Here is a 24,283-nt window from a genome sequence, read left to right as displayed (position 1 = left end):
AATTTTGCTGGAATTGCTCTAGAAACCTGACTGGATGCGCGAGAAGACCAGATTGGTAAAAATCGAAATCTGCGAGCCGACGAAGGGTGCTGTGACCCCGACGGTGATCAGCACCGCGACGATCTTCGGCACGAAGGTCAGTGTCGCTTCCTGCACCTGGGTCAGCGCCTGGATCAAGGCAATGACGAGACCCACCACCATTGCCGCAATGACGGCAGGACCAGCGGCAATCAGGACGGTCCAGATCGCCGCCTGAAACAGATCCAATGCATCAGCTTCATTCATCCGAAGGCAACCTCATATCGCCTTGAAGCGGCCCCGCCGTGGCCGGACCGCCATTGATTGGTATCACCCGACTTATTCGGCGCGCCGGCGCCGTGGGTATCAGGTATCGCTGGTGTCGGTCGACGTGGTCGGCGCCTTGTCGGCAATAGTGATTCCCGCCTGCACGAGTATATTCCCGCCAGCCGTGGTTGTCGCAATGATTCCGTCCGAATAAACCTTGACGGATTCGATGGTGCCCTTGACCTTACCGTCGGCGCTTTCCATGTATTTGCCGACGTAGCTGCTGGCCTGAGTAAGGCTCGAGCTTGCCAGAAGCGTGTCCAGCTTGGTGTTGGTCTGGATCGTCTGTTCGACCTGCGAGAAGCTCGCCAGCTGCGACATCTGCTCGCTGGCATCCATCGGATCGGTCGGATCCTGGTTCTTCATCTGCGCGATGAGCAGTTGAAGGAAATTGTCGTAGTTCAGCGTCGCCTTCGTCTGGGCCGTGTTCGTTGTGGTCGTCGAACTCGTTTTGGCCACGTTCGATGTTGCATCTACCGCCATGGTGCAATCTCCCTGCGAATCTGCTCGACCATCGTCGGCGGCATTTCGTGGTTGTTGAGGATATTGTCTTCGATGGCGTAAAGGCCGCGGATCGCCTTGAGTGCGTCGAAGGCACGGCCTGTCGAGACGAGCGCATCGATGCGCTTCAGTTCGGCGAGGATTTCCTCGTTCTTGAAGCAGGAGAGCAGCATGGTGATCGACTTGCGGAACAACGCCGTCGACTGGTCCTTGCCCTCAGGGTTGATGAGGATCATCTGCGCGATGAAATAGAGCTGACGCAGCGGCGTCGTGGCGCCCTCCGGCTGGAGGACGTGGTTTTCGAGAAGGAACGTCACATCATTCAGGAATTCCAGCGCGACCTTGCGGTCGACGCGCAGGACGGCGCCGTTGATGAAGATTCTTTCTCCGGCTTTCAGAGAAATGCGAAGTGTGCTTTTCATTTAAGTCCATCCCTGATGATGGTGGTAACGTCGATGATGCCCTGGTAGTTATTAGACTGACGTTTTCTGATCCTGTCGCATTCCTTCAATATCCAGATCGCGATCGAGATGAGGTTGGCCCTGAGCCCGATCTCCAGCTGGTTGTCGGGATGTTTGAGATCCTCGATGAAGCTGATCCAGACCCGGCGGGTATAAAACAGGGCTTCAATGGCTTCCCGGCCGTATTTTTCCTTTTCGCGCGCCGCCGCCAGCAGGTCTATGGACCGGTCAAGAACCTGCCATTCCCGCTCTTTCGCGTCGGCCACCGAGTCCTGCATGACTTCGGCATATGAGAACTGATACATTCATGCATCCTTCTTTATTGCGCGCCTTTGATCATCAAAGGTAGTTTACTAGACTCAACTGCTGGATCTTCGAGACGATCGTGTAAGCCGTTTCAAGCTGCGTTTCCAAAGTCTTGACGAGGGTCGACGCCTCGTAAGGGTCGACGCCCTGGAGATCGACGAGCTTGTTCTTGATGATGTTCGATTGAGCGTCGAGAGCGTCGTTCGACTTCTTGACGCGCTCTTGGGAAAGACCGAGCTGGCTTGCCTGGGTGACCAGGCCACTGGTCGCCTTCGCCGTGTAGCTGATCGCCTGCTTGGACACCGTGCTCATCGCATCGCTGCTGAGGCCTTGTCCCAACAGTGCCGAGGCCATCACCGAGGCGAGCGCGAAGTAACGCATGCCCTCGGAATTGGCATTGGTCGAGGATTCGATCACTTCGGAGTTGCTGATGCGGCTCGTCATGTTCTGGTTCGACGCCTGCGACCAACCGGTCGTCGGGTCGGTCCAGGCTGCCTGACTGAACATCGGCTCTACCGTCGTGGTGATGAAGGTGCTCATTTCGGCGCCGGTCAGATCCTTGACTGCCTTCGGGGGGACAAGAGCGGCGGCGTATGCATTCAACTGCGTGACGATGGCAGCACTCGTCGCGGCCGTCTTATCTGTCAGCGGCTGCACATCGGTGTTGATGCCCGAGAACAGATATTCGCCGTTTACCATGGTATTGGCCGTATCCATCATCGTAGACAGGGCGCTGGTCGCCGATTGGATGGCGACGGTGATGCTGCCTGGGTCGTGGCTGCCCTGGAGCGCCGTCAGCTTCGAAACGAGGCCGTCGCCGACATCCTTCATCTTGGAAAGGCCAAGCTGCGAGGATTCCATGCGCGCAGTGACAAGCGAGTTGCTTGATTTGATCGAGGCTATCCTGTCGACCTCGCGGCTGAAGTCGACGCTCCTGGCGGCGTTGCCGCCGAGCGAGACGCCGATATCGGCATAGACTCCCGTCGTCGCTTCCATCGTTGCCTTCGTCATCTGGTTCTGCGCCTGACGGATCGTCAACCGCATCGCATTCTGAATGGCCGAACTTGAAATAAATGAGCTCTTCATGGCTTAACTCGCAATATCCAGCAATGACTTCAACATTTCGTCAACGGCGTTCAGGATCTTGGTCGCCGCCTTGTAGGACTGCTCTATGTCGAGGAGCAGCGTCAGCTCCTCGTCGAGGTTGACGCCCGTCTCGTTGGAATAGGCTTCGTCGGAGCGTGACAGCGCCGCCGAGGTGTTTTCCGCCGCCGTCGTGGCATTGCTGCGGTACTGCTCGAGCCAGCCAAGCGAATTCGTGGCGAATTCCATGATGCTGACGTTTGAATCGATGCCTGTCGTGGCGTCGAACCCGACTGGCGTCCCCGCCGCTGGATCGAAATCGATGTCGGAGCCCAATGCGGTATAGAGACGATCGAGTTCCGTCGTATAACCGCTGGCGCCTGACGTGTTCAGGACGAGGCCAGTGGCATTGACGCCACCGTCGCGCAGGCGCATCGGATCGCCGCCTTGCGAGGTGATGACGCGGTTGCTGACCGTGATGGTCGCCGCCATGCCGGCAACCGCGGTGGCGCCGGTATCGACCGTGCCGCCGCTCCAGGTGAAGAGGCCAGGCACATAGGCCGGGCCGACTGCCGTGTTCTGCTCCTTGAAGAGCGAGACCAGGCCACGGGCGACTTCGTCAAGCTGTTTCTGAAAGTTCGGAGCGATCTCGTCGCGCACCTGGAGGAGAGACTGAAGGCTTCCCTGCCCCGTCGTCGTCGATCCGCTGCCGCGCGGAAGTGCCACACCGTCGATATAGACCGAATTGCCGGCGATGGTCGCGGTATAGACATCCTGAGACTTGAACGTCACCTTGCGCGGGATCGTCTCGAAGAGGATCGTCCCGTCAGACGTGCTCAGCACCATGTCGTTATTGTCGCGCGTCGTTGTGTTGACGCCGACGATCTGCGAAATCTGCTTAAGAGCCTTCTCACGCTCGTCGAGAGCGCCGGATGCATCCGCACCCGAGGCCGTGGCGGTCTTCACCGCATTGTTGGCCTTCTCAAAGTCGCTGAGAAGCGTATTCAGCTTATCGACGTCGGTGGCGATCTGCTTGTCGGCGGTGGCGCGAACGTTCTGAACGGATTGCGAGGCATTGTTCAGCGAGTTGGCGACATCCTGGGCGGCCGTGATGGCGCCCTGAGCGGCGACGGTGCTGCCCGGCGTCGTGCGGAATGCCTGAAGCTTCTGCTGGAAAACACCGAGATAGGTGGATGGCGACGTTTCGTAGTCGTTGCCACCCACGATCGACTTGAGGTCCTCAAGACCGCCGAGCAATGCCTGCTGGGCACTGTCCTGAGAGGATGTCTTCAGGTATTGGCGCAGCAGCGCCTCTTCCTGCGCCCGATCTATCTTGACGACCTGCGCGCCATTCAAGGACGTGGTGAGCATCGCCTGCCGGCGCACGTAATCTTTGTTGCCCGCATTCGAGATATTGTTCGATACGACACTGCTTTGAGTGCCCGTATTGTTGAATATGTTCTGCGCGGTATTAAGTGCTGACGTGAGCGACATGGCTTACCCGGTACCTTGCTTATCTCTTGAGGTTGACGAGAACGTCCATAATGTCGGATCCCGTCTGGAACACCTTGGAATTGGCGGTATAGCTGCGCTGCGATTCAATCATCTCGGTCAGCTCGCCGGCGAGGTCGACGTTGGAGCCTTCGAGAGCGCCTGATTTGATCGTGCCGAGACCATTGGTCTGCGGGAAGCCGGTGACGGTGACGCCAGACTGGCCGTTGGCGCTGTAGACGTTGCCGCTCATCAGCGTCAGCTTGTCGGGGCTTGCGACATTGGCCAGCGGAATGCGATAGAGCGGCTTAGTGCTGCCGTCTTCGTATTTCGCGTAGACGATGCCGTCGCCGTCAACCGTAACGTCCTTGACCGGGGTCGCTGCCTGGCCGTTCGGCGTACCGGTACCGGAGAAATCGGCACCGAGCTGCGTGAAGGCGGAGAAATCCATGGCAATCGTCTGGCCAGTCACCGGGTCGACGATGTTAACGGCGCCGGTCGAGGTCATCTTGCCATCGCGGTCAAAGGTGAGCGCTCCCGTGCCGACAGCAGCGGTGGAGTAAGGGAAAGAGGTCGCGCCGCCGACCGCAGCATCGGCGTTGCGGAACATCGCCACTTCCCAGGTGGCAGCCGTAGCGGGAGGTGCCGGCGGCGGCGCTGCCGCGACTGAGGACTTGGTGAAGTAGAAGTCGTACATCACCTTGTTGCCGAGACGGTCGTAGGCGACCATCGAGACCTTCTTGGTATCGGTCGTCGTCGTGGCGAGGTTGGCGCTTGGAGCCGTCGCGGGAGCGACCGGAGCGATCTTGGCGTTGGAATCGAGGTTGCCCTTGAAGATACCGGATGTCGAGGCGATGGCGGTCAGGCCATCCTGGTTGACATTGACGGGAACCAGGCCGTCGAAGCCGTTGACGACGACGGCGGGAGCGCCGGAGTCGTAAGAATAGCCCATCAGCATGAAGCCGGCGGCGTTGACGAGGTTGCCCTCGTCATCCTTGGTGAAGTCGCCGGCGCGGGTCAGAACCGGCGTGCCGTCAGGACCCTGGACGATGAAGAAGCCGTCGCCCGAGATTGCGAGATCGGTGCTCGAGGTGGTGTAGGAAATATCGCCCTGGTCGGAGACGGCCTGGCGGACGGAGGTCTGAACGCCGCCGGAATTGTAATTGCCGCCCGAGGAGGGCAGAACCAGCGACGAGAAGCTCGTCGACACAGCCTTGTAACCGGTGGTGTTAACGTTGGCGATGTTGTCGGCGACGGTGCTGAGGCGGTTGGCCTGAGCGTTCATCCCCGATACTGCCGTCTTCATGCTGCCGAAAATGCTCATCTGAAAACCTCGTTTTACCTGTTATGCACGAGAGTATTTGTCGGGCCTTGCGTGAAGCTGTCTGTCATGCGGGCTGCGAGGCTAAATTGAGGTTCAGCCGGGCGCCGCCGCCCGGCCGAGAAAATCAGGCCCAATCGATGCAGTAGCCAAGGAAGCGCTTGGAATCGACCGGGTCGACGCCAAGCTTTTTGCGCAGCTTCTTGCGCAGCTTCGAGATGTGGCTTTCGACGACGTTCTCCTCGACCTCTTCGTCGAAGATGCCGTAGATGGCGTTGAAGATCTGGGTCTTGGTGACCCGGCGGCCGCGATTGGCGATCAAATATTCGAGGATGCGGCGCTCGCGCCGGGGAAGTGCGAAGACTTCGCCGTTGATCTCGGGGTCACGACCATCCGAGAAGACGCGGATCCCGCCGATCTCGGTGTAATTGGTGATCGCCTTCAGCCGGCGCCGGATCGCAGCCGCCCTTGCGAGGATTTCGCGGGGATGCACCGGTTTGCGCACCACGTCGTCGACGCCGCAATCGAAAAGCGCAAGAGTGTTTTCGAGCGAGTGCTGGTCGCTGACCGCAATCACCGGCGCCATCGACCGATCCCGGATCGCCCGGGGCAGTTCGAAGTTGCGCTGGCCCTGACCGATCAGAAAGGCCTCGACTGCAGCTATATCGGAATCGGCAGCGGTCTGCACCCACTCGCCAAATTCCGCTGGATCAAAGCCGGTGGAGGGAATGCCCTCACGACCGAACAGAGATGTATATCCGTCTTTCACGAGCTCACGCTCATCAACCACTACGATCATTCGTCCGCCTCCGAATCAGTGTGGCACTTCGATGATCTATGGGTACGAATCGCACGAATCGGCGACAACTCGTTAAAGTTAATGGCAGAAACTAATAATTGATTAAGATCTGCGTAGCGATTTGATCTATATCTAGTGGGTCCGCCTGATTATGCACACCAAAATTTCGTGGAAAAGTTAACGGTCGGTTAAATATGACTTGCGCACGGGATTCGTGCCGGATTCCCGCCACATTGTGACACAGTTTCGTCACAATACGCCTCTTCCATCTTTGGTTGAATCAATCTCGGCAAAAGTTACTCGCATTGAGAGTCCACTTGCCGTAGCCGGTGGCGACGAGATTGGAGATGACGCGGCAGACATATTGCTTCTGCGCCGGATTATTGTTGGGTCCGGCATGGTATCTGGCTACCGCCATCGTCCATGTCTCGTGACGGTCATGCAGATTGCGGAGGAATTTTGCCGCATACTCCACGTTGCGATGCGGGTCGAACATCTCCTCGGCGGAGCGGAAATTCTCGCCGTGAAAGTAGTGGTTGATTTGCATGCAGCCGATGTCGATGAGCTTGGCGCCGCTGTTGCGGGCGACATCGAACTGCCGCATCGCGTCCTGCTCCGAGGGCGGAAAGATCGCCTTGCCTTCGACGTTCATGGCGTAGGGATAGAGTGAGCCCTTGCGGCCGGTCTCCGTCAGCCCAACCGAATAGAGGATGCCTTCCGGGATGCCGTATTTGGCCGCTGCCGACTGGATCTCGCGTTCGCAGGCGCCGGTGGAGGCGATCGCCTCAGAGGTAAACGCCGCCAGTGCCGCTGCTGCCGCCAGAACGAGCATCTTCAACACTGGTATCGCCTGCGCCATTAAAGCCTCCGTCCGTCCGCTGTGCTGTCTGATTTTGGCGCTCGCGCGCCTCACCGCCCTGCCCCTGCTGGGGGAGCGACTGCTGCTGGGAGGCCTGGCCCTGATTTCCGGCGTCGGGACGCTCGACCGGCGCCATGCTGATGGTGACGTTTTCGACCGCGTAACCCTGGCTGCGCAGAGCTTCGAGAATCTTGCCGTGATCTTCCTTCATTTGACGATAGGCCGCTCCGGTATCGACCTTGAGGTCGATGTTCAGGGCGTCGCCGGACAGGCGCATGGTCGCCGTCACCAGGCCGAGATCGAGCGGGTTCATCTGGATCTTCAACGTATTGACCACCTTGCCGGTGCTCGTCCATTCCGCCGCGTTGGAGAGCGCCGAGCTCGGCTCCATGGCGCGCGCCCATTCGGAATCGCCGGAGAGAGCGGCGGTGACGGCGGCGGAATTCGTATTCTGCATCAGGCCGATATAGCGGCGCGATTCGAGCACCGAAACGTTTTCGACATCGGCCTTCTTCGAGCCATCTTTCGGCCCGGCCTGATCCGTGCCGATGTGGACATCCATCGACACGCCGCGGCCATCGGCGCGGCTCAACCTGAATGTCTTGCCATCGGCGGCTTCGGCAGTCTCCGATCCGGGGACCTTGATGTCATCCGCCTTGCCGCTCTCAACGTTGCCGCTGACCGCGGCAAGAGCGTCGGACGCATGGCCGCCCGCCTTGGCTTCGATACCATCGAGTTTCTTGTCGCCCGCTCCAGCCTCGTCGACCTTGGCGGAGACGTGATGCGCGGTCGTCGCCGGCAAAGTCACGGTCCCGTCGGCAGGCTCCTGCTTCAGCAGACCCAGAACATCGGAAATGCCGCCATCATCATCGTCGCTGACCTTGTCCGTATCGGTTTCCAGCGCGGCGGCCTTAGTGTGTTTGTCGCCTTTGGCTGCCGGAGCGACCTCGTCTGCGGGACTGTCCTTCGGATCGAGCTTGCCGAAGGCGAGATCGGCCGGCATTTTGACCTCAGCCTTTACCGCCTTTGTCGTGGCCTTTTCAATACCGGCAATCGTTTCCGGCTGCACCTCGGCCTGTGCTTTCAGCGCGGCGTCGCCGAGGTCGATCAACGGCTTTGCACTGCTGCGGCCGCGGATCGTCCGCGCCACTTTCTCGGCGCCGCCATCGGCAGCCACGCCCTGATCCGGCTGCGCGTCGTCGGGCTCGTCATTGACGGCATCGCTGCCTGCCTTGGCAAGCGCGTCGAAGAAGCCGTTCTTTTGGCCGTCAGCATCACCTTTTCCGGCCAGTCGCGCGGATTTCGCAACCGCAGCCGTCTCCGTACCGGAGGCTCCGCCCGAGACGCTTATATCCATCATTGTTCGTTGCCTTCTTGCGCCAGAAGACCATCGATCTCGTCGAGCTTGGATCGATTGGTCGTCACAAATGCGTTGAATGAGGGGTCGGTATCCTGGCTTTGGCCAGTCGATGCCACACCTCCCGGAACAGGCTCGGGAAGCGCGCCTGGCGCTCCCGGTTGCGTGGCTATCGCCGCAGCCTTTTCAGAAGTGATTTCTTGATGATCAGTGTTAGGATTAGAGGCTTGCGTCAAGCTTGCCGGGTCGGGAGCGCGCAGGATCTGCTCGGCAACGGATCGCGCCGCGTCCTGCAGCGCCTGATCCCGCCGCGACAGCGCGTTGCCGTCGATGCCGCTGACATTCTTTGCTGCCTGATCGATATCCTCCGTGGGAAGGCCGGCCATGCCGCCATAGAAATCCGCGAGCGGACCGAAAGCATTGTCGGTGCCGCCAAGCGACTGCACACGTCCGACTGCCATGCGCGCCAGCTCCGGCTTGCCTGATATCGCGGCGGCGCGGGCGATGCGCAGATAAACCTCGCGTTGGCGCGGTGCGTCCATGAAGGACAGGATGTCGATGACATCCTGTGGTTTCACGTCGTGATCGTGGCCAACGACGAGGGTGACGAAAAGATCGGCGAACTGGCTGGCATAGGGCGAATGCAGGAATCGACGGACATAGCGCTGCGAATAGGCCATTCCCCTGTCGAGCATCCCCTTGTCGACGCAAATGGCGAGTGAGCGGCGCAACGCCGCCTCCTCGACGATCGTGCCCGGCGCGGCAAGACGCGCCTGGTCGTAGAGATCCAGCGCGTCTGTCGGTTTCGTCGCGATCAGCACGTTGCCGCCGATCAGCGCAAGGTAGGGGCCGATCTTCTTGTCGCGATATTCCTTCGCCGCCTCCTGCAGCGTCTTGGCGACGAGGAGGCCCTTGCCGCTCAGATATTTGCGCAGCACGTCGGTGACACGGTTGTCGAAATAGCCGTTGACGTCGTGGGCGATCAGATATTCGAGCGTCTGGGGATTGCCGCCGCTCATCGTGTAGATCAGCGCTGCGTCGACATTGCGATCGTCGTCAAAGATCGACGGTTCGACGGTGCGCAGCCGCGTGTCGATTGTGCCCAGCATGAAGCGCTGCATCTCACCGGCCGAATGATCGCCGGTAACGACGGAATCCTGCACGAATTGCAGCGACCGCAGCATTTTGTAGGGCGCGAGATCGTCCGGATCCTGCGCATTGGCTGCGGCCGGCGAAAGCATCGCCAGGCCGAGGGCCATAAATCCGACGTAACGATGCTGCCGACGCGCCATTCGACTATCCTTGATCCGCCTGCACCAGAATCTCGATCCGGCGGTTGGTCGCGTTGAACGGTTCAGACGGCAGCTTCAGCCGACGGTCGGCGAAGCCGGAGACCTGGGAGATACGTTTCTCGTCGAGCCCTCCGCGCAAAAGCATGTAATAGGCGCTCTGGGCGCGGTCCATCGAAAGCCGCCAGTTCTCGTTCTGCGCGCCCTTATACTGGCGACCGTCCGTGTGGCCGCGGATGGCAACCGCACCACCCCTCTCCTTCAGGATCGCGCCGATCTTTTCCATGGCGAGCACCATTTCCTGGCGCGGAACCGCAGAACCGATATTGAACATCGAATCGTCGGTCTGGTCGGAGATGCTGACCAGCAATCCGCCTTCGGACGCCGTCACGGTCAGGCCTTCGGCGAGCTTGCCGGCAACGCCGCCGATCTGCTGGGCGATCTGCGCCTGCAGCTGCTCGGCTTCCTTTTGCTGCTTCTGCTCGGCCTCGGCGGCACTCTTGTCCGCATCCTTCTGATGATCGGCGTCCTTCTGAGCTTCGGCCTTCTTGTCTTCGGGCGACTTGCCACCCGGCGTCTTGCCGTCCTTGGCCTCGGCCGCGCCCTTGGTTTCCTTCGTTTCCTTGGTCTCCTGGGCGGGCCTCTGATCGGTGCTCAGCGGTATTGGCTTGGCGTCCTCAAGCTTGGCGATCTCGGTCGTCTCGCTTTCGACCGCCTGCTCGTCGTTCTTGCCGGGCGGCAACGGCTTGCCGGCCGTCGTGACCTCGACCTGCTTCGTCCAGAAATCCGGATCGAAGGGATCACGATAGGCCTCGCCGCCATCGGCGCCGGTGGCCGGGCCGGAATCGGCGGCACCGCCATCACCCTTGGCGCTGACATTGGCCTGCTGACCGACTTCCTGGGCGATCTCGGCGAGAACCGAATAAGGGTTTTCGAAGAAATCGGCCTCGGAATAATTGGTTTGGTCACCGGAGGTCGATGTCTGGTCGTCACCATCCGCCGCGGCCTTGCCGTCGTTCGGATCTTCTTCCTTCTGTTTCGACTTCTCCTGCTTCTCCTCGCCCTCGGCGTTGTCGACGGGCTTCTTCAGGCCCTTCTCGGTCGGCTTTTCGTCGGAAAGTTTGATCGGATTGAAATAGGTCGCGACCGAGGCCTTGGTCTCCTCGTTCGCGGCATTGACCAGCCACATGACCAGGAAGAATGCCATCATCGCCGTCATGAAGTCGGCATAGGCAATTTTCCACGCACCGCCATGGGCGCCATCGTGATCACCGCCGCCATGTCTCTTGACGATGATGATCTCGTTCTTGCCGTGGTGGTGGTTTTCGCCTTCGCTCATTCCAGAACTTTCTTCAAGCTGGCCGCCCAGGCGGACATACGGGTGACGATGACGGAATCACCGATTTCTATGGCAAGATCGATATCGTCGGTCTCAAAGTGGCGAACCCCGCCTGCATGTTCGCCGAGCTCAGCCTTCAATATATCGAAAAGCCGGGTCGGGCCCCTGACCACGATCGCTCCGGCCGCGCCTTCGAGGATCGTATCACGCAGCAGGGCGGCGAGGCTTTCGACAGCCTTGGCCGCGAGCGCTTCCGTCATAACAGGCGCGATGACTTGGGCAGCGCCGGCGCTGACCAGCTGAGCGACCTCTTCTGCAATATCGCGGATGCGGGATGCGATGACCGCCGCAGCCTCGATTTCGTAACGCAGCTTCAGCTCCTCGAGTTCACGCGCATGGACCTCCGCCAACGTCCGCGCCTCGCGTTCGTATTTCTCGGTCAATTCCACGGTCGCTGCGGCATAACCTTCCGCATAGGCTTCGCGGCGCTCCGCCTCGACGTCGATCGCCGGTTCGCTCGGCATTTCGGGGAAATCGTCGCCGCCGAAATCGTTCATGTCGAGGATCGGCGCTGACGATTCCGGTTCACCGAAATCCTTCAAATACCGGGAAAGCGTAATGCTCATAAAAAACCATCCAGCATTCGGGAGGCATGCGGCATGCCCGCCCCCGCTCAAAGTGACCTTGGCGCCGGCATCCCCTTCGAAACGGGCAAGGGGCTGACCTTGGACCGGCACGGATTCGGACGATGCCTTCATGCCGGAAACTAGGCAGTCAAACTTGCGCGAGGATGAATGGCGCCGCCGCCACCCGTGATCGCACCCACCCCTATTCCAGCAGGATCAGGATCTTGCTTGCGGCCGTGTTGAGGATCGAGATCGCTTCGACCGCCATCTGCTTCTGGGTTTCAATCGCCTTCTGCCGGATAGAAGCCTCGTCCATGTCGGTATCGACGAGTGCGCCGACACTCTTGTCGATCGAATCGGACAGATCGGCGGTGTAGTCTATCTGATCGTCGATACGTGCCTTCATCACGCCTATTGAAGCCGCCGTCGTCGTCAGCGAGGCGAGCAGCGAATCGGTCACATCAAGCATGTCAGTAAGTTGCGCATCCGTCGTGTTCTTGCCGATCGCAATTTCCGTACCTGTCGCCGGCGTGGTCGAGTTGGCGTTCAAAAGGTAGTAGTTGCGTGACGTCGCACCGCTGTTGTTGATCGCGTTGGCATCGACCGACTTGGTCAATAGGCCGCCGCTTGCATTGTTCTTGTCGATGAGAATTGTCTGCGAGGATGGGAAATCGATGGTCTGGGCCTGATATTCGCCGGTCGGAGCGCGCACGAAGCCAGAGATGACCTGCCATGTCGGCGGCGGAGCGGTGTCGCCGTTCAGCAACCAGTTTTCACCCGCAAACGATGTCGATTCGACGATCGTCTGCAACTGCTCCTTGTATTCGCTGATCTCCGCGTTGATCTTTTCCTTGTCGGCGCCGGGCTCTCTTGCCGAAACCAGCTTGGCGCGAATCTGGCTTAAGAGATCGATCGAGGAGGTCATCGCCGTGTAAGTCGCATCGACCTTGGCAGCGCCGAGACCGAGCGCATCTCCGATCGTCCCGAGATTGGTGCTGTCCGAGCGCATGACGGTCGCGACCGACCAGTAGGACGCATCGTCGGCGGCCGTCTCGATGCGATATCCCGAGGACACTTGCTGTTGGGTCTGGCTGGCTTCTTTGTTGATGCTGCGCAGCACCGCAAGCGCATTCACCGCGGACGCGCTGGTAATCTTAACGGTCATCGACAGGGTCTCGGAATAAGGTGAAAGGGCAGGCCGGATTGCCGGCGGCGACTGAGGTGGCATCATGCCTCCGGCAGGGTTTCCGCCGGTGTGTCGCAAAAGCAAATCAACTCAAGGCGAAGGTAACTCGATATCAACCTGTTCGGCAAGAGCGCAGCGCAACGCGTGGCGCGCCGATCGCCATATCGATCAAGCCTTTGATATAAAAGAAAGAACCGCGCCGTTTCGGGCGCGGTCCGGGAAGTTTTTCGCTTGCCGCCAGACGATGGCGCAAGATTCGGTCCAGCTTCAGCGCCCGACTTAGCTGCGGAACAGCGTGAGGATGTTTTGCGCGCTGGAGTTGGCAATCGACAGCGACTGGATGGCCAGCTGCTGCTGCGTTTGCAACGCCGTCAGCTTGCTCGATTCCTCTTCCATGTCGGCATCGATCAGGCGGCCGACGCCTGAATCGATCGAGTCGCTGAGCGCGCCGACGAAGTTTTCCTGCAACTCGATGCGAGTGGAAATTGAGCCGAGCTGCGATGCAGCCTTGGTCATGGCTTCCAGGCCGGCCTCGATTGACGTCAGAGCCATGGAGATCTCAGCCGAGCCGAAAGTGCTGATGTCCATCGAGTAGACCGAGCCGATCGTACCGTATGACGTGCCTATGATGCCCGAGCTCGTCTCGATCACGCCGGCCGAGGTCATGCCGAAGAGGACGTTGCCCGTCGAGCTCGTGTCCAGGACATAGTCCGTTGTCTTGACCGAGACATTGCCGTTGCCGTCGCGGACGAAGGTGGAAACGACGCTTTTGGTGCCGTCGACGCCGGCAACCCAGTTTTCACCGGAGAAGGAAGCCGACTGTGCGATGCTCAGGAGCTGCTGCTGCAGCTGGCTGATCTCCTCCTGGACCTTGGTCTTGTCGACTCCGTTTTCGGTCGCGGCGACGATTTTCGCCTTGATTTCGCTGATAACATCGATGGCGCTGTCCATGGCGGAGTAAGCGGTGTCGACCTTGGCGGCGCCGAGACCGAGAGCGTCAGAAACAGCCCCGAGAGCCTTGTTGTCCGAACGCATGGTCGTTGCAATCGACCAGTAGGCGGCGTTATCGGCTGCCTTTTCGACGCGGTAACCCGACGATACGTGGTTCTGCGTAGTCTCAAGGCTGTCGTTGATTCCGCGAAGTGTCTGAAGAGCGGCCATCGCCGCGACGTTCGTCAAAATGCTGGTCATAAAATGATTGCCCCTTGTTGGCAGATGGAAAAAAGGGACATTCCGGAAAGCTACCGGGAACGGAAAGCAGCCTCATGCCTGTTAACCGGTTCTTAAACTTGGTTAACTCTCCGTCTCGTTGACCGCAGAAGACAGCATTATAGTTAATCATTGGTTAATGGAAATTAAAAAGCCGCGCTCCATCGAAGCGCGGCTCTATTCCTGGATGCCCGCCGGGGACCGGCGGGCCGATGTTTCGGCGGGCTATTAGCCGCGGAACAGCGTGAGGATGTTCTGCGAAGAAGAGTTCGCGATCGACAGCGACTGGATCGCCAGCTGCTGCTGGGTCTGCAGGGCGCTGAGCTTGGAGGATTCCTCTTCCATGTTGGCGTCAACGAGGCGGCCGACACCAGAGTCGATCGAGTCGCTGAGCGCGTTGACGAAGTCTTCCTGCAGGCCGATGCGGGTGGAGATCGAGCCGAGAGCAGCGCCGGCGCTGGTCATAGCCTTCAGAGCCGATTCAACGTTGGTCAAAGCCGTCTGGATCTGGCCGAGCGTGAAGCTGGTGATGCTCATTGCAAAGACCGAGCCGACCGTACCCGTCGAAGTACCGAGGATACCCGTAGAGGTCTCGACCGAGCCGCCGCTCATGCCGAAAAGAACGTTACCCATAGAGCCGTTCGAGAGAACGTAGTCGGTCGTCTTGACCGAAACGGCATTCGAGGCGTCGCGGACGAAGGTGGAAACGACGCTCTTGGTGCCGGAAGCGCCGGCAACCCAGTTTTCGCCGGAGAAGGAAGCCGACTGAGCAATGCTCAGGAGCTGCTGCTGCAATTGGCTGATTTCTTCCTGGACCTTGGCCTTGTCGACGCCGTTTTCAGTGGCGGCAACCAGCTTGGCCTTAATGTTACCGACGACGTCGATGGCGCTATCCATGGCGGAGTAAGCGGTGTCGACCTTAGCCGCACCGAGGCCGAGCGCGTCTGATACAGCCGAGAGAGCCTTGTTGTCCGAACGCATGGTCGTTGCGATCGACCAGTAGGCGGCGTTGTCGGAAGCCTTGCCGACGCGATAGCCGGACGAAACGTGAGCCTGGGTTTCCTGGAGACCCTGGTTGATGCCGCGGAGAGTCTGGAGAGCTGCCATTGCAGCGTTATTGGTGTTGATGCTCGTCATAGTTTGCGTGCCCCTTGTTGGCAGATTTTAAGAAGGGACATTCCGGATTTTGGGCCGGCCCACAGCGATCAGCATCATGCCTGTTAACCATTCCTGTTAGGGTTAACTCGCCGTTTCGATGGGCCTAGATGACAGCAAGATGGTTAAGGAAAGCTAAATTCAAATTGGAAATAGACTAAAAATATCTGAGACTTAGGAGGATTTTGATTAACCTTATATTAAAACATTTCGCGGCCGGGGATGACCCGGCCGCGAAACTTGGAAGTGTTGTGGGCTGGTCCTAGCGGAACAGCGACAGAATGTTCTGCGAAGAGGAGTTCGCGATCGACAGCGACTGGATCGCCAGCTGCTGCTGGGTCTGCAGGGCGCTGAGCTTGGAGGACTCCTCTTCCATGTTGGCGTCAACGAGGCGGCCGACACCGGAGTCGATCGAGTCGCTGAGCGCGTTGACGAAGTCGTCCTGGCTGTCGATGCGCTTGGAGAGCGAGCCGAGAGCAGCGCCGGCGCTGGTCATGGCCTTCAGAGCCGATTCAACGTTGGTCAAAGCCGTCTGGATCTGGCCGGCAGTGAAGGTGGTGATGCTCATCGAGTAGATCGAGCCGACCGTACCCGTCGAGGTACCGAGGATACCCGTAGAGGTTTCAACCGAACCGCCGCTCATGCCGAACAGGACGTTGCCCAGCGAGCCGCTCGAGAGAACATAATCGGTCGTCTTGATCGAAACGGCGTTGGAGCCGTCGCGGACGAAGGAGGAAACAACGCTCTTGGTGCCGGCTGCGCCAGCAACCCAGTTTTCACCGTTGAAGGAAGCCGACTGAGCAATGCTCAGGAGCTGCTGCTGCAGCTGACCGATTTCTTCCTGAACCTTGGCCTTGTCGACGCCGCTTTCAGTTGCAGCAACGAGCTTGGCCTTGATATCGCCGACAACGTCGATCGCGCTGTCCATAGCAGTGTAAGCGGTATCGACCTTGGCAGCGCCTACGCCGAGAGCGTCTGATACAGCCGAGAGAGCCTTGTTGTCCGAGCGCATGGTCGTTGCGATCGACCAGTAAGCCGCGTTGTCAGAAGCCTTTTCGACGCGATAGCCCGAAGAAACGTGGTTCTGCGTCTGGTTGAGGCCCTGGTTGACGGCTCGCAGCGTCTGGAGAGCGGCCATTGCGGAAGAATTGGTGTTAATGCTTGTCATAAGTCTGTCCCCTGGAAAACAAGATACAAAAAGGAGGACATACCGGACTATAGTACCGGCGATGACGGACCAGCTTCATGCTACTCGGCGCCTTTTTTGTTTGGCCCAAACCCGTCATGTCCAGGGCAATCTCGCAGCCAATGCTTGCCAACTTCTTAAAAATACCGACTCTGGGCCGGCTCCTTGCAGGGCATAGTTAATGCCTTCTCACAAGGCTTAGTTAATGCCTGCTGAAGATAATTTTTGGCTTCCGAAAGGTGCGCTTTCCTGGGACAGTCGAAGGCTTTCCGGACAAAGCAGGCGCTCATCGCGCCACCGGTTTCAAGCAAGCTTCGAATGCCAGTGTGGCGGATGCCGGGATAGCATCATCGGACCGACCCCGTTTTTGGGAGGACGAGCCATGCGCGCTTCGGCGATCGACAGCCATGCCAGAACATTTCCTTCACGGAGTTGAGTTTTGAACAGCAAAGTTTCGTTCTCTGCGGCATCCAAGGATTACCAGATGGGCCGCTACACACAGTCCTTGGCGACGCTCAACCAGTTGATGGATATCCAGCAGGACGCCAAGACCTATGCGTTGCTGGCCAAAAACCTCGTGCAACTCGGCTTCAAGGCCGATGCCGCGAAAGCCTATGGCCTGGCCGGCAACTGCGAAGGACCGAACGCCTACGAATACCAGAAACAGGCTGCCAAGCTGCACTACGAGACCGGCAGCGAGGACGACGCCCTGCTGATCGCCATGCGGAACCTCAGCAAGGCGCAGGAAGACCCGGAACTCGCCTTCATCATCACGGCGATCTATCTGAAGCGACAGCAGCGGGATATCATTCGCCCGTTCAAGACGGTGCTGTCGGAGAGCCAAAATCCCGATCATATGCGCTTGGCAGCCCTGCTGCTGAGCGACGATCTGCACGACGCAACCAACCAGGCCCTGGCGCGCAACCTCTTCAAACGTTTTCCCGGCAATCTCGCATTCCGCTTCCTTCATCTTGTTTTCGCCCGCGAATTCAACGAGTTCGAAGAGGCAAGCAGACATCAGGCAGTGATCGACGCCACCCTTGCAAAGGGCGATGTCGAGATCCTACGTAAGGACAACCCGTTCTATCATCTGCACTGGTGCGGCAACGAGGATTTCAACCGGTATGCGACGATCGGCACCACGCCCCTCAACCCGGAACGGGTGGCCTTCCGCCGCAGCGAGCCGCACACATGGTCGGACAAGATCCGGATCGGCTACATGTCATCGGACTTCTGGGATCGCCACGCGACGATGAAGCTCTTGCAGCGCATCCTGGAACTACACGACAAGAACCGTTTCGAGATCACCCTTTTCTGCCACACGGGCCCGGAGTTCTTGAAGCACAACGATACCGACCGCAGCCGCTGGGGCAGGATCATCGACGTTCACGGCTTCTCCGACCAGGCAGTGCTGGAGGCGGTGCGACAGCATAATATCGACATCATGGTTGACCTGAAGGGTCATACGTCGGGCAGCCGTGCAACGGCCTTTAATTTGCCGCTGGCACCGGTGCATGTCGGCTGGCTCGGTTTTCCCGGGAGCACCGTCAATATCGATCTCGACTACGTCATCGGCGACCATGCGGTGCTGCCTGATGTGGCAAAGCCCTTCTATCACGAGAAGTTCTGCCGCCTGCCGGAAAGCTACCAGCCGAACGACCCGATGCATCGTCCGAAGCCGCGTGCTGTTACACGCGAGCAGCTCGGCCTGCCTGATGACGCCTTCATCTTCGCGTCCTTCAACGGCAACCGCAAGATCACGCCGGAGACGATCGACAGCTGGTGCCGCATTCTCAAGCGTGCGCCGAACAGCGTGCTCTGGCTGATGGCGAATACACCGCGCAACCAGGCAAACCTCTTGAAGCAGTTCCAGACGGCGGGCATTTCGCCCAAGCGCATCATCTTCTGCCCGCGCGCCCCTTATGAAGAACATATAGACCGTCAGCAGGCAGCCGACCTCGGCATCGACACCTTCCCGGTCAATGGCCACACGACCACCTCGGAGCAGCTCTGGGGGGGCCTGCCGGTCCTGACCGTCAAGGGCACCAACTTCGCGTCACGCGTCAGCGAGAGCCTGCTCAGGGCCATCGACCTGCCCGATCTCGTTGCACCCGACCTGCAGGCCTATGAGGATATGGCTGTCGAATTGGCTGAGAACCCCGGGCGGATCGCCGAATACAAAGCGCATCTCAAGGAGAAGCGTTATATCGCGCCGCTCTTCGATGCCGAACGGTTCTGCGACCATCTGGAGCAAGCCTATGAAATCATGGCCGAGCGCGCCAAGCAGCGTCTTGCACCCGATCATATGGACATTCCGGCGCTGCCACCGCGCACGGCGCCGTTCGCGGCCGAGTGAGGCTTTTCGACCACTGCAGCGCCGCGCGTCTTTCAGAGGCGTAAACGACGCTTGGCACCTTGAATTGCTGCATAATGAAAGAACCCGCCGGAGCAATCCGACGGGTTTTCTCATTGGCGAATATCCAAACGGCGGCAGCCGTTCAGCTGAACGAGCGCACCAAGCTGCCGACGAGCAGGTTCCAGCCGTCGATCAGCACGAAGAAGAGAATCTTGAAAGGCAGCGAGATCGAGGTCGGCGGCAGCATCATCATGCCCATCGCCATGGTGATGGTCGCGACGATGAGGTCGATGACGAGGAACGGCAGCACGACGAGGAAGCCGATCTCGAAGCCGCGGCGAATCTCGGAAATCATGAAGGCCGGGATCAGCACGCGGTAGTCGATCGGATCGGTCGTCTGGATATTCTGTCCGCGTTCGCGCGCCAGATCGACGAAGAGTGCCAGATCCTTGTCGCGGGTATTGGCCGCCATGAAGGTGCGGAAGGGTTCGCCGATACGCTGGACTGCCTCGGTCTCGTTGATCTGATTGGCAAGCAGCGGCTGCACGCCGTTCTGCCAGGCCTGATCGAAGGTCGGCGACATGACGTAGAAGGTCATGAACAGCGACAGCGACAGGAGGATCATGTTGGAGGGCGTCGAGGAGAGGCCCATCCCTGAACGCAGGATCGAAAAAGCGATGATGAAGCGCGGAAAGCTCGTCACCATGATCAGGATACCCGGCGCGACCGAAAGAATGGTCAGCAGGCCGAATGTGCGGATGATCCAGGCGGCGACGGAGCCATCGACCGGTATATTCAACAAGTCAGTCGGCAGCTGCTGTGCCACCGCCAGTTCCGGTACCGCCATCATGGCGGCAAGGAAAACTATGAGACGAATCATTCGATGACAAATGTCCTGAACATGACCTTCGATACCCGCCCTTGCGAGCGAAGGTCAACACGTTCCTTTATGTCATCCTTGAGATATTGAAAGCCCCGCGGCCCCTCGATCTGCTGGAGGGAAACGGTCCTGATATAAGCGAGGATATCCTGGTGAATATCCTCGGAAACCTTGACATCCGGCGGCCCGTTGAAGAGCAGCGCGACCTCGAGTCGCACCCAGTTTTCTGAGGGGTAGGCGAGGTTCGAGGTGATCGGCTCTAGCTGGACGACGTTGTTGGCCTCGGTCGAGATGCGTGCCAGGCCTTCCTCGGCCTTCTTCTTCGCCTCCGCATCCTTGGCCTGCTCGACCTCCTTGGCCCCCTTGATGTTGGGCGCGACGATCGTACCGACCGCCCAGCCGCCGCCGGCGCCGAGCAGGGTGAGCACGGCGATGCCGATGATCGTCATCAGCGCGCCGGATTTCTTCTTCGGTTGACCTGTGCTTGCGTCTGGCTCTGCCATCGTCGTTCAGCCTCAAAGCGGCGAGAAAAGGTCGACGGCCTGCTGGCCGCGCGGAGGCTGCTGCACTTCCATCAGACGGCCGCGGCCACCGTAGGAGATGCGGGCTTCGGCGATCTTGTCGTAGGAGATCTGGTTGTCGGCATTGACGTCCTGCGGGCGAACGATACCGGCGACATTCAGGATGCGCAGCTCCTGGTTCAGGCGGACTTCCTGCGAGCCCGAGATGACGAGGTTGCCGTTTTCGAGAATGCCGGTGACGACGGCGGCGACCAGAAGGGTGAGCTTGTCGGTGCGCTCGATCTTGCCCTTGCCGTCGGTGCTGGTGTCGGAGCCATAAGTCAGGTCGGTCTTCGACTCGGGCGTCCAGCCGAAGATCTGGGCGTTGACGTCCCAATTCATGCCGCTCGAATTCGTGCGGCTGCGGTTGGTCTCATTGTCGAAGGAGGCCTTGTCGTTGATCTGGATGTCGACGGTCAGGATGTCGCCGACGTTGAGCGCGCGCGCATCCTTGAAGAGGGCGGCCTGAGAATCGCTCCACAGCGAATAGCCCTGCGCTACAGCACGCGGCTGCTTCGGATAAAGCGCCATCTGTGGTGTCTGGCCGTAGGCGAGGCCGCTGCCGATCGGGCTCATGGCAGGCGCACGGCCGATCTCGCTGACCGCCGTCGGAGACTGGCAACCTGCAAGGAGTGCGAGGGCGGCGATCGCGGCCGGGAAACGCATATTCATGAAGGATCCTTCGACGTATTGGGATCGGACGCACTGGCGATGACGCTGGCGATGACCGCGGCTTTCTCGGGGTCCATCTCGTTGAGGATGAGGCTCGACTGACGCGGGCCGAGCCGCATGATCACGGCGGAGGCCACCTCGATCTTCATGTCCTGCAACTGAAGCGCAGCCGCATCCGGCTTCATCTTCCTGTAGATTTCGGTGAGGCCGGCTTCCGCCTGCTTCAGGAAATCGTCGCGCCGCTTCAGCCAGTCCTGGTATTCGGCCTTCCGCTTGTCCATTTCCGCCATGCGGGCGTCGATGTCGGCGCGAAGCTTTTCCAGTTCCTGCTTCTGCAGAAGGTAACGCTGGTCGCGGGCGGGCTCGGCGATGTTGGTGCAGAACTGCTTGATCTCGTCCTGGGAGGTGATGTCGCCTGCCGGCGCATGTTCCTGCGCGAAGGCGCTGGGGATCGACAGAAGGACGAGGCCTGCGGCCGGCAACGCCAGCCGGCGCAGCAATTGCAGAACCGTCATGTCAGGGTTGATGGTATCAATCATTGCAGCACAAGCTCCGCCTGCAGGGCGCCTGCCGACTTGATGCCCTGGAGAATGGCGATGATGCCATCCGGTTTCACGCCGATATTGTTGAGGCCGGCGACGAGGGTCCTGAGGTCGGGACCGTCGATGATGGCGACGCGCCCGCCGGTCTGCTCGGCCGCGATATCGGTCTGCGGCTGGACGGCCGTCCGGCCGCGCGAGAAGGGTTCGGGCTGGATGATCTGCGGCGTCTCGGTGACCTGGACAGTCAAGGTGCCGTAGCTGACGGCGACCGGCGAGACCCGGACGTCCGAGCCGATGACGATCGTTCCGGTACGCTCGTTGATGACAACCTTGGCCGGCGTGTCGGTTTCGACGATGAGATTTTCGACGTCGGCCATCAGCCGGGTGAGATCGGCCGCGCGCGGCTTCTGGATCACGACTTCCTGCGAATCCTTGGCCTCGGCGACCGGGCCGCCGAAACGGGCCGAAGCATAACCGTTGACGATGTCGGCGATGCGGATTGCCGTCGAGAAGTCTGGGTTGCGCAGCTGCAGGACGAGATTGACCGAGTCCTTGAAGCGGGACGGCAGTTCACGTTCGATGATCGCGCCGCCGGGCACGCGGCCTGCGGTGGTGACGCCTTCGGTCACGGTCGCCGCCTGGCCCTGCGCCTGAAAACCGGAGACGATGACGGCGCCCTGTGCGACGGCATAGATCTGGCCGTCGGCGCCGGAAAGCGAGGTCATGACGAGCGTGCCGCCGCGCAGCGACGTCGCGTCGCCGAGCGAGCTCACCGTAACGTCGATACGACTGCCGGGACTTGCGAAGGGCGGCAGGTTGGCGGTGACCATCACCGCCGCGGTATTCTTGGCGTTGGACTGGCCGCCCTGCGTCGAGATGCCGAGATTTTGTAGCATTGCCCGCATCGACTGCTCGGTGAAGGGCGAGGCACGGAAACCGTCGCCAGTGCCCTGCAGGCCGACGATGAGGCCATAACCGATCAGCTGGTTATCGCGCCCGGCCTGAAGGGAGGCAATATCCTTGATGCGGGAGGTCAGCGCCCAGGCGGGCGCGACATCGGCCAAATTCATGGCGAGAACCGCAACGAGGGTCAGGAAACGGAAGAACAATTTCATTTTGCCCTCACATGGACCGTGCCGTCAGCAAGCACCGTGCCGCTGACGATGACGCCGGAGTCCATATTGCGCGCGCGAACGACCTGCCCGATCGTGCCGTCTTCGAGCGGCGTGCCGGCGGCGGAGATCGTCATCGCGCCGAGCGATAAGACCAGGCGGATCGAAGAGCCGCGCGTCACCGTATAGGCTTCGCGCAGGCCCGAAACCGAAATCGTGCGGCCCGGCAACAGCGTGCGCTTGGAAACCATGCCTTCGACCTGGGAAATGGATTTGGCATAATCGCCGGCGAGGTTGGGGTTGGTGACCTCTACCTCCTGAAGCTGGCTCGACGACAATGTGTCGCCGGGGTAGATGATCGTCGTCGGGACGACGGCATAACCCATGCCGGCATCCACGTCCGCGGGCAGGAAAATGCCCGCGACTGCGATCGTGGCTGCCGCCACCCATCCTGAGATGTGTCCTGCCCGGCAAAACATCATGTTTCGGCCCTTCCCTTTACTTCAGGTTCTTGCTGACGATGGAGGCCATTTCATCAGCGGTGGTGATCACCTTGGAATTCATTTCGTAAGCGCGCTGGGCCGAGATCAGCTCGGTGATTTCCTTCACCGGGTCGACGTTGGAAGATTCCAGGTAACCCTGCTTCATGTAGGCGAAACCTTCCTCGTCAGGATTGCCGATGACGGCTTCGCCGGAGGCCGGCGTTTCCTGGAAGAGATTGTCGCCGAGCGGCTGGAGACCCGCCTCGTTGACGAAGTCGGCAAGGGTCAACTGGCCGAGTTCGGTCGCCTCCGTCGCTCCCGGCAGCTTGGCCGAGACCTGGCCGGAGCGGCTGATCGTCAGTTCGGTCGAGCCCGTCGGAATAGTGATGCCGGGAAGGACCTCGTAGCCATCGATGGTGACGAGTTGGCCCTGGTCGTTCTTGTTGAAGGCGCCGGCGCGGCTGTAAAGCGTCGTGCCGTCGGTCGACTGGATCTGGAAGAAGCCCTTGCCGATCAGCGCTACGTCGAGATCGTTGCCGGTCTGGGTCAGTTCGCCCTGGAGATGCAGGTTGCGGACCGCCGAGGTCTGGACGCCGAGGCCGATATTGGCACCTTCCGGAACGACGGCCTGGTTGGCGCGGTTGGCGACACCCTTGGCACGTTCGGTCTGGTAGAGAAGATCCGAGAATTCGGCGCGGGCGCGCTTGAAACCGGTCGTATTGATATTCGCGATGTTGTTCGCGATGACTTCCAGATTGGTCTGCTGGGCATCCATGCCCGTTGCTGCGATGGCGAGCGCTCTCATGTGTTCGTCCTCAAATCAGTTACATCTGCATCTTGGTGACTTCGAGAAAGGCCGAGACGACCTTGTCGCGGATGGCAATCGCGGTCTGCAGCGTCTGCTCGGCCTGGAGCATGGAATCGACGACTTCACGCGTCGTCGCCGTGCCCTTGATACCGGCAAAGGACATGCTTTCCGCACCCTTCAGGCTGTTGACCGCCTCACTCGCCATGTTGCCCATGACGGAGGCGAAGCTCATGCCGTTGGCCGCTCCTGCGGCGCCCGACATGGTGGCGGCAGACGAGGAGGCGGAATTTTCGGTGTCGACGGCGCCGAGCGCACGGGTCATCGAAAGGTTGCTGACATTCTGGACGCTGCTGATCAT

26 protein-coding genes are annotated in these 24,283 nt (G+C 60.0%); 1 reads left to right on the top strand and 25 read right to left on the bottom strand.

Annotation, left to right across the window (positions count from 1 at the left end; translation table 11 throughout):
* Nucleotides 1-18: 18 nt before the first annotated feature.
* From fliQ to HFO71_RS08355, 17 genes are all read right to left on the bottom strand, one after another.
* Nucleotides 19-285, bottom strand: a complete 267-nt coding sequence (gene fliQ / locus HFO71_RS08435; protein ID WP_009992823.1) for a flagellar biosynthesis protein FliQ — start codon at nt 283-285, stop codon at nt 19-21.
* Nucleotides 286-384: 99 nt separating this feature from the next.
* Entirely contained in the window at nt 385-828 is a 444-nt protein-coding gene (gene flgD / locus HFO71_RS08430) for a flagellar hook assembly protein FlgD (protein ID WP_017959010.1), read from the bottom strand.
* The gene (gene flbT, locus HFO71_RS08425) at nt 819-1,268 is read right to left on the bottom strand and encodes a flagellar biosynthesis repressor FlbT (protein WP_017959009.1); all 450 of its coding nucleotides are present in this window, start codon (nt 1,266-1,268) and stop codon (nt 819-821) included. Before flbT ends, flgD begins: the two co-directional genes overlap by 10 nt.
* Nucleotides 1,265-1,612, bottom strand: a complete 348-nt coding sequence (gene flaF, locus HFO71_RS08420; protein WP_003556569.1) for a flagellar biosynthesis regulator FlaF — start codon at nt 1,610-1,612, stop codon at nt 1,265-1,267. The genes flbT and flaF overlap by 4 nt, the downstream gene beginning before the upstream one ends.
* Before the next feature lie 34 nt (nt 1,613-1,646).
* Nucleotides 1,647-2,699, bottom strand: coding sequence for a flagellar hook-associated family protein (locus HFO71_RS08415; RefSeq protein ID WP_017959008.1), 1,053 nt, complete (start codon nt 2,697-2,699; stop codon nt 1,647-1,649).
* Nucleotides 2,700-2,702: 3 nt separating this feature from the next.
* Nucleotides 2,703-4,190: a flagellar hook-associated protein FlgK gene (gene flgK / locus HFO71_RS08410; RefSeq protein WP_168286979.1), complete on the bottom strand. Its 1,488-nt coding sequence runs from the start codon at nt 4,188-4,190 to the stop codon at nt 2,703-2,705.
* 19 nt (nt 4,191-4,209) lie between these two features.
* Nucleotides 4,210-5,511: a flagellar hook protein FlgE gene (locus tag HFO71_RS08405; RefSeq protein WP_027666401.1), complete on the bottom strand. Its 1,302-nt coding sequence runs from the start codon at nt 5,509-5,511 to the stop codon at nt 4,210-4,212.
* 124 nt (nt 5,512-5,635) lie between these two features.
* Nucleotides 5,636-6,307 carry a transcriptional activator Rem gene (gene rem / locus HFO71_RS08400; protein WP_003545558.1) on the bottom strand — a complete coding sequence of 224 codons (672 nt, stop codon included), beginning with the start codon at nt 6,305-6,307 and terminating at the stop codon, nt 5,636-5,638.
* A gap of 280 nt (nt 6,308-6,587) precedes the next feature.
* A complete protein-coding gene (locus tag HFO71_RS08395; RefSeq protein ID WP_168336467.1) occupies nt 6,588-7,145 on the bottom strand; it encodes a transglycosylase SLT domain-containing protein in 558 nt (185 codons plus the stop codon).
* On the bottom strand, nt 7,093-8,526 hold the full coding sequence (fliK, locus tag HFO71_RS08390) for a flagellar hook-length control protein FliK (RefSeq protein ID WP_168339385.1): 1,434 nt from the start codon (nt 8,524-8,526) through the stop codon (nt 7,093-7,095). The genes HFO71_RS08395 and fliK overlap by 53 nt, the downstream gene beginning before the upstream one ends.
* Entirely contained in the window at nt 8,523-9,815 is a 1,293-nt protein-coding gene (gene motC / locus HFO71_RS08385; protein WP_170268785.1) for a chemotaxis protein MotC, read from the bottom strand. The genes fliK and motC overlap by 4 nt, the downstream gene beginning before the upstream one ends.
* A gap of 4 nt (nt 9,816-9,819) precedes the next feature.
* The gene (locus HFO71_RS08380) at nt 9,820-11,151 is read right to left on the bottom strand and encodes a MotB family protein (protein WP_168259398.1); all 1,332 of its coding nucleotides are present in this window, start codon (nt 11,149-11,151) and stop codon (nt 9,820-9,822) included.
* On the bottom strand, nt 11,148-11,777 hold the full coding sequence (locus tag HFO71_RS08375) for a hypothetical protein (protein ID WP_131642121.1): 630 nt from the start codon (nt 11,775-11,777) through the stop codon (nt 11,148-11,150). The genes HFO71_RS08380 and HFO71_RS08375 overlap by 4 nt, the downstream gene beginning before the upstream one ends.
* 202 nt (nt 11,778-11,979) lie before the next feature.
* Entirely contained in the window at nt 11,980-12,942 is a 963-nt protein-coding gene (locus tag HFO71_RS08370) for a flagellin N-terminal helical domain-containing protein (RefSeq protein WP_077977730.1), read from the bottom strand.
* A gap of 300 nt (nt 12,943-13,242) precedes the next feature.
* Entirely contained in the window at nt 13,243-14,154 is a 912-nt protein-coding gene (locus HFO71_RS08365) for a flagellin N-terminal helical domain-containing protein (RefSeq protein ID WP_077977618.1), read from the bottom strand.
* 246 nt (nt 14,155-14,400) lie between these two features.
* Nucleotides 14,401-15,309: a flagellin N-terminal helical domain-containing protein gene (locus HFO71_RS08360; protein WP_077977616.1), complete on the bottom strand. Its 909-nt coding sequence runs from the start codon at nt 15,307-15,309 to the stop codon at nt 14,401-14,403.
* Nucleotides 15,310-15,589: 280 nt separating this feature from the next.
* Complete coding sequence (locus tag HFO71_RS08355; protein WP_077977613.1) at nt 15,590-16,495, bottom strand: flagellin N-terminal helical domain-containing protein; 906 nt, start codon at nt 16,493-16,495, stop codon at nt 15,590-15,592.
* 457 nt (nt 16,496-16,952) lie between these two features.
* On the opposite strand from HFO71_RS08355, the gene HFO71_RS08350 reads away from it, so the two are divergent.
* Nucleotides 16,953-18,869, top strand: a complete 1,917-nt coding sequence (locus HFO71_RS08350; protein ID WP_221967623.1) for an O-linked N-acetylglucosamine transferase, SPINDLY family protein — start codon at nt 16,953-16,955, stop codon at nt 18,867-18,869.
* 142 nt (nt 18,870-19,011) lie between these two features.
* Here the strand turns inward: HFO71_RS08350 and fliP are convergent, their stop codons facing one another.
* From fliP to fliE, 8 genes are read right to left on the bottom strand one after another with little or no spacing between them, the layout of a single operon-like run.
* Nucleotides 19,012-19,749 (bottom strand): flagellar type III secretion system pore protein FliP, encoded by a 738-nt coding sequence (fliP, locus tag HFO71_RS08345; protein WP_020048481.1) that lies wholly within the window; start codon nt 19,747-19,749, stop codon nt 19,012-19,014.
* Complete coding sequence (locus HFO71_RS08340) at nt 19,746-20,252, bottom strand: flagellar basal body-associated FliL family protein (RefSeq protein ID WP_221967622.1); 507 nt, start codon at nt 20,250-20,252, stop codon at nt 19,746-19,748. Before HFO71_RS08340 ends, fliP begins: the two co-directional genes overlap by 4 nt.
* A 12-nt stretch (nt 20,253-20,264) precedes the next feature.
* Nucleotides 20,265-20,981, bottom strand: a complete 717-nt coding sequence (gene flgH / locus HFO71_RS08335; RefSeq protein ID WP_011650477.1) for a flagellar basal body L-ring protein FlgH — start codon at nt 20,979-20,981, stop codon at nt 20,265-20,267.
* Nucleotides 20,978-21,520, bottom strand: coding sequence for a MotE family protein (locus tag HFO71_RS08330; protein WP_077977605.1), 543 nt, complete (start codon nt 21,518-21,520; stop codon nt 20,978-20,980). Before HFO71_RS08330 ends, flgH begins: the two co-directional genes overlap by 4 nt.
* Nucleotides 21,517-22,638 (bottom strand): flagellar basal body P-ring protein FlgI, encoded by a 1,122-nt coding sequence (locus HFO71_RS08325; protein ID WP_132613016.1) that lies wholly within the window; start codon nt 22,636-22,638, stop codon nt 21,517-21,519. The genes HFO71_RS08330 and HFO71_RS08325 overlap by 4 nt, the downstream gene beginning before the upstream one ends.
* A complete protein-coding gene (gene flgA / locus HFO71_RS08320; protein ID WP_003545535.1) occupies nt 22,635-23,117 on the bottom strand; it encodes a flagellar basal body P-ring formation chaperone FlgA in 483 nt (160 codons plus the stop codon). The genes HFO71_RS08325 and flgA overlap by 4 nt, the downstream gene beginning before the upstream one ends.
* A 16-nt stretch (nt 23,118-23,133) precedes the next feature.
* A complete protein-coding gene (gene flgG / locus HFO71_RS08315; RefSeq protein ID WP_003545534.1) occupies nt 23,134-23,922 on the bottom strand; it encodes a flagellar basal-body rod protein FlgG in 789 nt (262 codons plus the stop codon).
* A gap of 19 nt (nt 23,923-23,941) precedes the next feature.
* A complete protein-coding gene (fliE, locus tag HFO71_RS08310; RefSeq protein WP_020048480.1) occupies nt 23,942-24,283 on the bottom strand; it encodes a flagellar hook-basal body complex protein FliE in 342 nt (113 codons plus the stop codon).

This window comes from Rhizobium laguerreae, assembly GCF_019778565.1.
Classification (GTDB): Bacteria; Pseudomonadota; Alphaproteobacteria; order Rhizobiales; family Rhizobiaceae; genus Rhizobium; species Rhizobium laguerreae.
This window is presented reverse-complemented; position numbering and strand designations above follow the sequence as displayed.